This is a genomic window from Acidovorax sp. KPB24-03, assembly GCF_057546605.1.
The window spans coordinates 1-7,837 of the sequence record NZ_BAAJYR010000161.1; the positions used below are offsets into that span (position 1 = coordinate 1).

The following is a 7,837-nucleotide window of genomic DNA, read 5'->3' on the forward strand; positions in this document are numbered from 1 at the left end:
ATCCCGATCACCACGCCCGCGCACGGCACGGCCTACGACATCGCCGGCCAGGGCCGCGCCAGCGCCGAGGCGACCTGGCAGGCCTTCCAGATCGCCTGCCGCATGGGCAGCGCGCAGCGCGCCAAGGCGCTGGCCGCCGCCTGATCCCACTCCCTCCGTTCAGAGACTCCACCATGAAAATCCAATCCGTCCGCGCCCGTGTATTCCAGTGGAAGGGCCAGACCGTGCCGCCGCAGGGCCACTTCTGCTCCAACGCCATGGACCTGCTGTATTCGCCGGCCGAGAGCATGAGCACCTTCCGTTTCCATTCGTGGACGGTGGTCGAGATCGAGACCGACGACGGGATCGTGGGCCTCGGCAACGTGGCGCTGGCGCCGAAGATCGCCAAGGCCATCATCGACGAGTACCTCGCGCCCCTGGTCATCGGCCACGACCCGTGGGACTACGAGTACCTGTGGCAGCGCATGTACCGCAGCACGCACGCCTGGGGCCGCAAGGGCGTGGCCATGGCCGCCATCTCGGCGGTGGACCTGGCGATCTGGGACATCCTGGGCAAGAGCGTGGACAAGCCCGTGTTCAAGCTGCTGGGCGGTCGCACCAAGGAGAAGATCCCCTGCTACTACAGCAAGCTCTACCGCACCGACCTGAAGGCGATGCAGGACGAGGCGCAAACCTTCCTCGACCAGGGCTTCAAGGCCTTCAAGATGCGTTTCGGCTACGGCCCCGCGCACCTGCAGCACGGCGTGCAGGAGAACCTGAAGTCGGTCGAAGCCATCCGCGAAGTCATCGGCTACGACACCGACCTGATGCTCGAGTGCTACATGGGCTGGAACCTGGAATACGCCAAGCGCATGCTGCCCAAGCTCGCGAAGTTCGAGCCGCGCTGGCTGGAGGAACCCGTGATCGCCGACGACATCGACGGCTATGCCGAACTGAACGCGATGAACATCATCCCCATTTCGGGCGGCGAGCACGAGTTCGGCCTGTACGGCTTCAAGCAGCTGCTGGACAAAAAAGCCGTGAGCGTGGTGCAGTACGACACCAACCGGGTGGGCGGCATCACCGCCGCGCACAAGATCAACGCGCTGTGCGAGGCGCATTCCGTGCCGGTGATTCCGCACGCGGGCCAGATGCACAACTACCACCTGACGATGAGCACGCTGGCCTCGCCCATGGCGGAGTACTTTCCCATCTTCGACGTGGAGGTGGGCAACGAGCTGTTCTGGTACCTCTTCGACGGCGAGCCCGTCGCGGAGAACGGCTTCCTGCAGCTCCAGGACGACGTGCCGGGCCTGGGCCTTTCGCTCAAGACCGAGTACCTCGACCAGTTCGACATCGTGGAATAGACGCGAAGGACACGCCATGCCCGGCCTCTCCAACCCCCGCTACCGCGGCATCTTCCCCGTCGCGCCCACCCCGTTCCACGAAGACGGCACGCTGGACCTGGCCAGCCAGAGGCGCTGCCTGGACTTCATGATCGACTCGGGCGTGGACGGCCTGTGCATCCTGGCCAACTTCTCCGAGCAGTTCCTGCTGTCGGACGACGAACGCGAGGTGCTGACGCGCACCGCGCTGGAACACGTGGCCGGCCGCGTTCCGGTGATCGTCACCACCACGCACACCAGCACCGCCGTCTGCGCCGCGCGCAGCCGGCGCGCGCAGGACATGGGCGCGGCGATGGTCATGGTCATGCCGCCCTACCACGGCGCCACCTTCCGCTTCGGCGAGGCGCCGGTGCGCGCTTTCTACCAGGGCGTGTCGGACGCCATCGGCATTCCCATCATGGTCCAGGACGCACCGGCGGCCGGCACGCCGCTGTCGCCCGCCTTCCTGGCCGACATGGCGACGACGATCGAGCAGGTGTGCTACTTCAAGATGGAGACGGCCGGCGCCGCCACGAAGCTGCGCGAGCTGATCGCCCTGGGCGGCGAGGCCATCGAAGGCCCGTGGGACGGCGAGGAAGCCATCACCCTGCTGGCCGACCTGGAGGCCGGCGCCACCGGCGCCATGACCGGCGCGGGCTTTGCCGACGGCATCCGCCCCATCCTCCGGGCGCACCGCCAGGGCGATGCGGACGCGGCCTTCGCCCACTACCAGCGCTGGCTGCCGCTCATCAACCACGAGAACCGCCAGGCGGGCTTCCTGGCCGCCAAGGCGCTCATGAAGGAAGGCGGCGTGATCGCCTGCGAGGCGCCGCGCGCGCCCTGGCCGCCGATGCACCCCGAGGTGCGCCGCCAGCTCATCGGCATCGCGCGGCGGCTCGATCCGCTGGTGCTGCGCTGGGGGCGCTGAAGCGCGCGAAAAAAAAGCGGCGATGCGCCCGCCGCGCGACCGCCAGGGCGCTGTTCGATCCACACCAAGGGAGACCACCACCATGCAACGTCGGGAGCTTCTGAAGACCGCCGGCCTTTCGCTGGCCGCATCCACCCTGGGGCCGGCCACGGTCCTCGCCCAGGCCCCGGCGGGGCGCGCGCCGCGCGAGGTGCTGCTGCTGATCGAGAAATCGAGCCACTGCATCAGCCACTACGACATCGCCAGCGGCGAGCGGCTGCACACCATCGCCCTGCCCCCGTTCCCGCACGAATTCGTGGTGGACGCGGCGCAGCGGTACGCCTACGTGGGCCACTACGGCGTGGAGACCTCGGGGCACCCGGGCCCGGGCGGCACCAGCGTGCTGCAGATCGACCTGGCCACGCGCACGCTGGCGCGCACCATCGACCTGGCGCCGTTCAACCGCCTGCACGGCATCCAGATGGACCAGTCGGGCCGCCTCTACGTGCTGAGCGAGGACCGCGCGCAGCTGGCCGTGCTGGACCGGCCCGAGACCGACACCGCCGTGCGGCGCGCGGTGCCGGTGGGCGGCATCAAGAGCCACCTGTTCGCGCTCACCCGGGACGGCCAGACGGCCTACGCGATGAACCTGCTCACGCACTCGGTGACGCAGTTCAAGCCGCATGACGCCGCGTTCGCGCCCGTGGCCTGCGTGCCCGGCGACAAGCCCGAGGGCAATGCGCTCAGCGCGGACGAGCGCACGCTGTACGTCACCTGCCGCTGGAGCAACACGCTGTGCGCCATCGACACGGCCACCATGAAGGTCGTGCGCAGCGCGCCCGCGCGCAACGACCCCACGCGCATCTACCGCTGCCGCGACGGCCGGCTGCTGGTGTCCCACTATGGCGACCGCAGCCTGTCCATCGTGGACCCGGCGACGCTCGCCGAGCAGGCCCACATTCCCATGGACGCACGCCCCATCGCGGTCAGCCTGCATCCCACCCGGCCCTGGGCCTTCGTGAGCCAGGACAACGACCGGGTCGGGATCTTCCACCTGGAATCGCGCCGGTTCGAGCGATCCATCGCCACGCAGCGCGAACCGGACGTGTCGTACATGCTGCAGGGCTGAGCGCGGCGGGGGTGGCGGGCGGGCTGCGGCATCTTCGCCACACCCGCTCGGGCAGGGTGTAACGCCGGGGCGGCGGCGTGGATGGCGGCTTTTACAATGTCCTGTTGCCATTGCGCACAGAGCGTTACCAATGCGCCGCGCCTCCCCATCACGCCATCCCACCAAAGGTTCCTTTTGCGCCCGCCCCTCGATTCGTCCCTGCCCATCCCGGGCCCGTCCTCGGAACCGCCCCTGGTGGTGGACCTGGACGGCACGCTCATCCTGACGGACATGCTGCACGAATCGTCGCTGCAGCTGCTGCGGGACGGGCCGTGGCGCGCGCTGGCCCTGCCCGTGTGGCTGGCGCGGGGCAAGGCGGCGCTCAAGCAGGAGATCGGGCAGCGGGTGCAGATGGACGTGGCCACGCTGCCCTACAACGTGCCGTTCGTGCAGTGGCTGCGCAACCAGCACGCGGCCGGGCGGCGCACCGTGCTGTGCACGGCCTCCGACCGCTCGGTGGCGCAGGCCATCGCCGCCCACCTGGGGTGCTTCGACCAGGTGATGGCCAGCGATGGCGCCACCAACCTCGCCGGGCGGGCCAAGGCCGCCGCGCTGGTGCAGGCCTTTGGCGAGCGCGGCTTCGACTACGCCGGCAACTCGCAGGCGGACGTGCCGGTGTGGCAGGCCGCGCGCTCGGCCATCGTGGTCAATGCCTCGGGCGCCGTCACCCGGCGGGCCGAGGCGCACGGCAACGTGGCCGAACGCTTTCCCCGCGAGCCCGCGGGCCTCAAGCCCTGGCGCAAGGCCCTGCGGCTGCACCAGTGGCTCAAGAACCTGCTGCTGTTCGTGCCGCTGGTGGCCGCCCACCGCGTGGCCGACGGCGAGGCCTGGGGCCTCCTGCTGGTGGCCTTCCTGGCCTTCAGCCTGTGCGCCTCGTCGGTCTACGTGGCCAACGACCTGCTCGATCTGGAGAGCGACCGCCGGCACCCGCGCAAGCGCCTGCGGCCCTTCGCCTCGGGAGCGCTGGCCGCCTGGCAGGGCGTGGCCCTGGTCCCGGTGCTCACGGCGGCGAGCTTCGCGCTGGCCTGGCAGGTAGGCCAGGGGTTCTTCGGCTGGCTGCTAGGGTACTTCGCCATCACCTGGGCGTATTCGCTGGCGCTCAAGCGCTGGGTGCTGGTCGATTGCATCGCGCTGGCGGTGCTCTACACGCTGCGCATCGTGGCGGGCGCCTACGCCATCACGCAGCCGCTGTCGTTCTGGCTGCTGGCGTTCTCGGGCTTTCTCTTCCTGTCGCTGGCCTTCGTCAAGCGCTATGCCGAGCTGATGGTGCAGCAGGCCGCGGGCAAGACGCAGGCGCACGGGCGCGGCTACCTCACCTCGGACGCACCCATCGTGCAGAACCTGGGCATCGCCGCCGGCTACACGGCCGTGGTGGTGCTGGCGCTGTACCTCAACAGCGAATCGGTGCTGCTGATGTACCGCGCGCCGGAGATGATCTGGGCCGCCGTGCCCGTGATGGTGTTCTGGGTGAGCTGGATGTGGCTGCGCGCGGTGCGCGGGCAGATGCATGACGACCCGCTGGTCTTCGCCTTCAAGGACCGCGCCAGCCTGGCCGCGGGCGCGCTGTTCAGCCTGGCGATGGTCGCCGCCGCCCTGGGACTGCCGTGGTAGCCGTGCGCTCCTGGGGCCGCCTGAGCGCCGACGACCACGATCTGCGCATCCTGGCCGAACGGCCGCTGGCGCACCTGCCGCGCGAGCCCGGCCAGCACGGGCTGGCGTTCGGCATGGGCCGCAGCTACGGCGACGTGTGCCTGAACCCCGGCGGCGCGCTGTGGTCGCTGCGCGGGCTGGACCGCTTCATCGCCTGGGACGAAGCCACCGGCGACCTGACCTGCGAGGCCGGCATGCTGCTGCGCGACATCCAGCGCACCTTCGTGCCGCGCGGCTGGATGCTGCCCGTGACCCCGGGCACCCAATTGGCCACCGTGGGCGGCGCCATCGCCAACGACGTGCACGGCAAGAACCACCATGTGCAGGGCTCCTTCGGCGACCACGTGCAGGAACTGCGGCTGCTGCGCACCGACGGGCTGTCGATCCGCTGCGGCCCCCAGTTGCACCCCGACTGGTTCGCCGCCACGGTGGGCGGCCTGGGCCTGACCGGCGTGGTCACCCAGGCCACGCTGCGGCTGCGGCGGGTGCCCGGCGCGTGGCTGGACACCGAGACCCTGCCCTACGGCTCGCTGGGCGAGTTCTTCGCCCTGGCCGATGCCTCCGAGGCGGGCTGGGAACACACCGTCTCGTGGATCGATTGCCTCTCGGGCGCCCGGGCCGGCGGCACGCGCGGCATCTTCCTGCGCGCCAATGCCGCCGCGCCCGAATCCCAGCACGGCCCCGCCCCGAAGGACCGCCAGCGCACCGTGCCGTTCGCGCCGCCCGTCTCGCTGGTCAACCGCCTGAGCCTGCGCCCTTTCAACGCGGCGTACTACCACCTGAACCGCCGCCGCGCCGGCCGCGCGCTGCAGCACTACGAACCGTTCTCCTACCCGCTGGACAACCTGCAGGAATGGAACCGCATCTACGGCCGACGGGGCTTCTACCAGTACCAGTGCGTGGTGCCCCGCCCGCACGGCCCCGATGCCGTGGGCGCCCTGCTGCGCGAGATCACCGCGTCGGGCCAGGGCAGCTTCCTGGGCGTGCTCAAGACCTTCGGCGACCGCGAATCGGTGGGCCTGCTGAGCTTTCCGCAGCCGGGCGTCACGCTGGCGCTCGACTTTCCCAACCTCGGCGAGCGCACGCTGCGGCTGTTCGACCGGCTCGATGCCGTCGTGGCCGAGGCCGGCGGGCGCCTGTACCCCGCCAAGGACGCGCGCATGCCGCGCGCCCTGTTCGAGGCCGGCTACCCGAAGCTCGCCCAATTCCTTCCGTACCGCGACCCGAACATCCGGTCCGCGATGTCGCGGCGCCTGATGGGCGACTGACCTGCGGCTTTTTCTCCAAGACCACACAAGAACGAACGAAATCACCGCCAACATGCAAAACAACCACAACGACAGCGGCGCACCGCAGACCCTCGTGATCGTCGGCGCCACGTCGCTGATCGCGCAGCACTGCGCGCGCCAATGGCTGCAGGCCGGCGGCATCGGCCGCGTGGTGCTCGTGGGGCGCGACGCGGTCCGGCTGCAGGGCGTGGCCGATGATCTGCAGGTGCGCCAGCCCCAGGCCCGCATCGACGTGATGGCCGGCGACGTGACGCAGGCGGCCTCCATCGCCGCGCTGGTGCAGCACCTGGTGGCGCAGGGTGTGCCGGACACCGTGCTCATCGCCCATGGCAGCCTGCCCGACCAGGCCCGGTGCCAGGGCGACCTGGCCAGCGCCGAGCAGGCCATGGCCGTCAACGGCCTGTCGCCCGCGCTGTGCGCGGAGGCGTTCGCCGGCGCGATGCAGGTGGCGGGGCGGGGCACGATCGGCATCATCGGTTCGGTGGCCGGCGACCGCGGCCGCAAATCCAACTACGTGTACGGCGCCGCCAAGGGCCTGGTGGAGCGCTATGCCGAAGGCCTGCAGCACCGCCTGGCGGGCTCGGGCGTGAAGGTGGTGCTCATCAAGCCGGGCCCCACCGACACGCCGATGACGGCGCACCTCAAGGCGCGCGGCGCCAAGCTCGCCAGCGTGGAGCAGGTGGCCCAGGCCGTGGTGCGCGGCATGGCCCGCGGCACGCCCGTGGTGTACGCCCCGGCGAAATGGGCGCTCATCATGGCCGTGATCCGCAACCTGCCGCGCGTGGTCTTCCACAAGATGGACATCTGAGCCATGCCGTGGACCCCTGAACGCCGCCGCCTCTGGGCGGCGGTGGCCCTTGCGGGCTATGCCACGCTCTTTGCCCTGGCGACGGCCGTGGCAGCCTGGCGCACCTTCACGTCCGTGCCGATCTGGGACATGTGGGGCGCACTGGAGTTCTATGCCGATGTGCGCGATGGCGCCGGCTGGCAGGCCTGGTGGCGGCTCTTCAACGAGCACCGCCTCGTGCTGTCCAAGGCCCTGTTCTGGATGGAATACCGCTGGTTCGGCGGCACCCAGGCCTTCCTGATCGCGGTCAACTACCTGCTGGTGGCGGGCAGCATCGCCACCTTCTGGGCCTTCCTGAAGGCGCGCCTGGGGCCGATGACCCGCACGGCGTCGGTGGCGGCGCTGGCGCTGCTGTCCGTCTGGCTGCTGTCGTGGGTGCAGCAGGAAAACCTCACCTGGGCATTCCAGAGCCAGTTCTTCCTGGCCCAGTGGCTGCCGCTGGCCGGGCTGTACTGCCTGTACCGCGCCACGCAGGCGCCGCGGGACGTGGGCTGGTTCGCCGGCGGCTGCGCCCTGGGCGTGCTGAGCATCGGCACCATGGCCAACGGCATCATGGCGCTGCCCATGATGGCGCTCTACGCCGCCGTGGCGCGCATGGGCTGGCGCCGCGTG

At 70.4% G+C, this 7,837-nt stretch carries 7 protein-coding genes and 1 pseudogene; all 8 read left to right on the plus strand.

What is annotated here, in order from left to right; translation table 11 throughout:
• The coding region (locus AC27KI_RS15595; RefSeq protein WP_487090033.1) for a 4-hydroxythreonine-4-phosphate dehydrogenase PdxA at window positions 1–144 on the plus strand (144 nt) is incomplete at its 5' end.
• Window positions 145–173: 29 nt separating this feature from the next.
• Window positions 174–1,346 carry an L-rhamnonate dehydratase gene (locus AC27KI_RS15600; protein ID WP_487114628.1) on the plus strand — a complete coding sequence of 391 codons (1,173 nt, stop codon included), beginning with the start codon at window positions 174–176 and terminating at the stop codon, window positions 1,344–1,346.
• A 16-nt stretch (window positions 1,347–1,362) separates the two neighbouring features.
• Window positions 1,363–2,292: a dihydrodipicolinate synthase family protein gene (locus tag AC27KI_RS15605; RefSeq protein ID WP_487114630.1), complete on the plus strand. Its 930-nt coding sequence runs from the start codon at window positions 1,363–1,365 to the stop codon at window positions 2,290–2,292.
• Between the two features lie 82 nt (window positions 2,293–2,374).
• Window positions 2,375–3,400, plus strand: coding sequence for a YncE family protein (locus AC27KI_RS15610; protein ID WP_284430470.1), 1,026 nt, complete (start codon window positions 2,375–2,377; stop codon window positions 3,398–3,400).
• A 174-nt stretch (window positions 3,401–3,574) separates the two neighbouring features.
• Complete coding sequence (locus AC27KI_RS15615; RefSeq protein ID WP_487090030.1) at window positions 3,575–5,050, plus strand: UbiA family prenyltransferase; 1,476 nt, start codon at window positions 3,575–3,577, stop codon at window positions 5,048–5,050.
• The gene (locus tag AC27KI_RS15620; RefSeq protein ID WP_487090029.1) at window positions 5,044–6,357 is read left to right on the plus strand and encodes an FAD-binding oxidoreductase; all 1,314 of its coding nucleotides are present in this window, start codon (window positions 5,044–5,046) and stop codon (window positions 6,355–6,357) included. The genes AC27KI_RS15615 and AC27KI_RS15620 overlap by 7 nt, the downstream gene beginning before the upstream one ends.
• 52 nt (window positions 6,358–6,409) lie before the next feature.
• Window positions 6,410–7,186: an SDR family NAD(P)-dependent oxidoreductase gene (locus tag AC27KI_RS15625; protein ID WP_487090028.1), complete on the plus strand. Its 777-nt coding sequence runs from the start codon at window positions 6,410–6,412 to the stop codon at window positions 7,184–7,186.
• A 3-nt stretch (window positions 7,187–7,189) separates the two neighbouring features.
• Window positions 7,190–7,837, plus strand: a pseudogene (locus AC27KI_RS15630) (hypothetical protein); the annotation flags it as partial.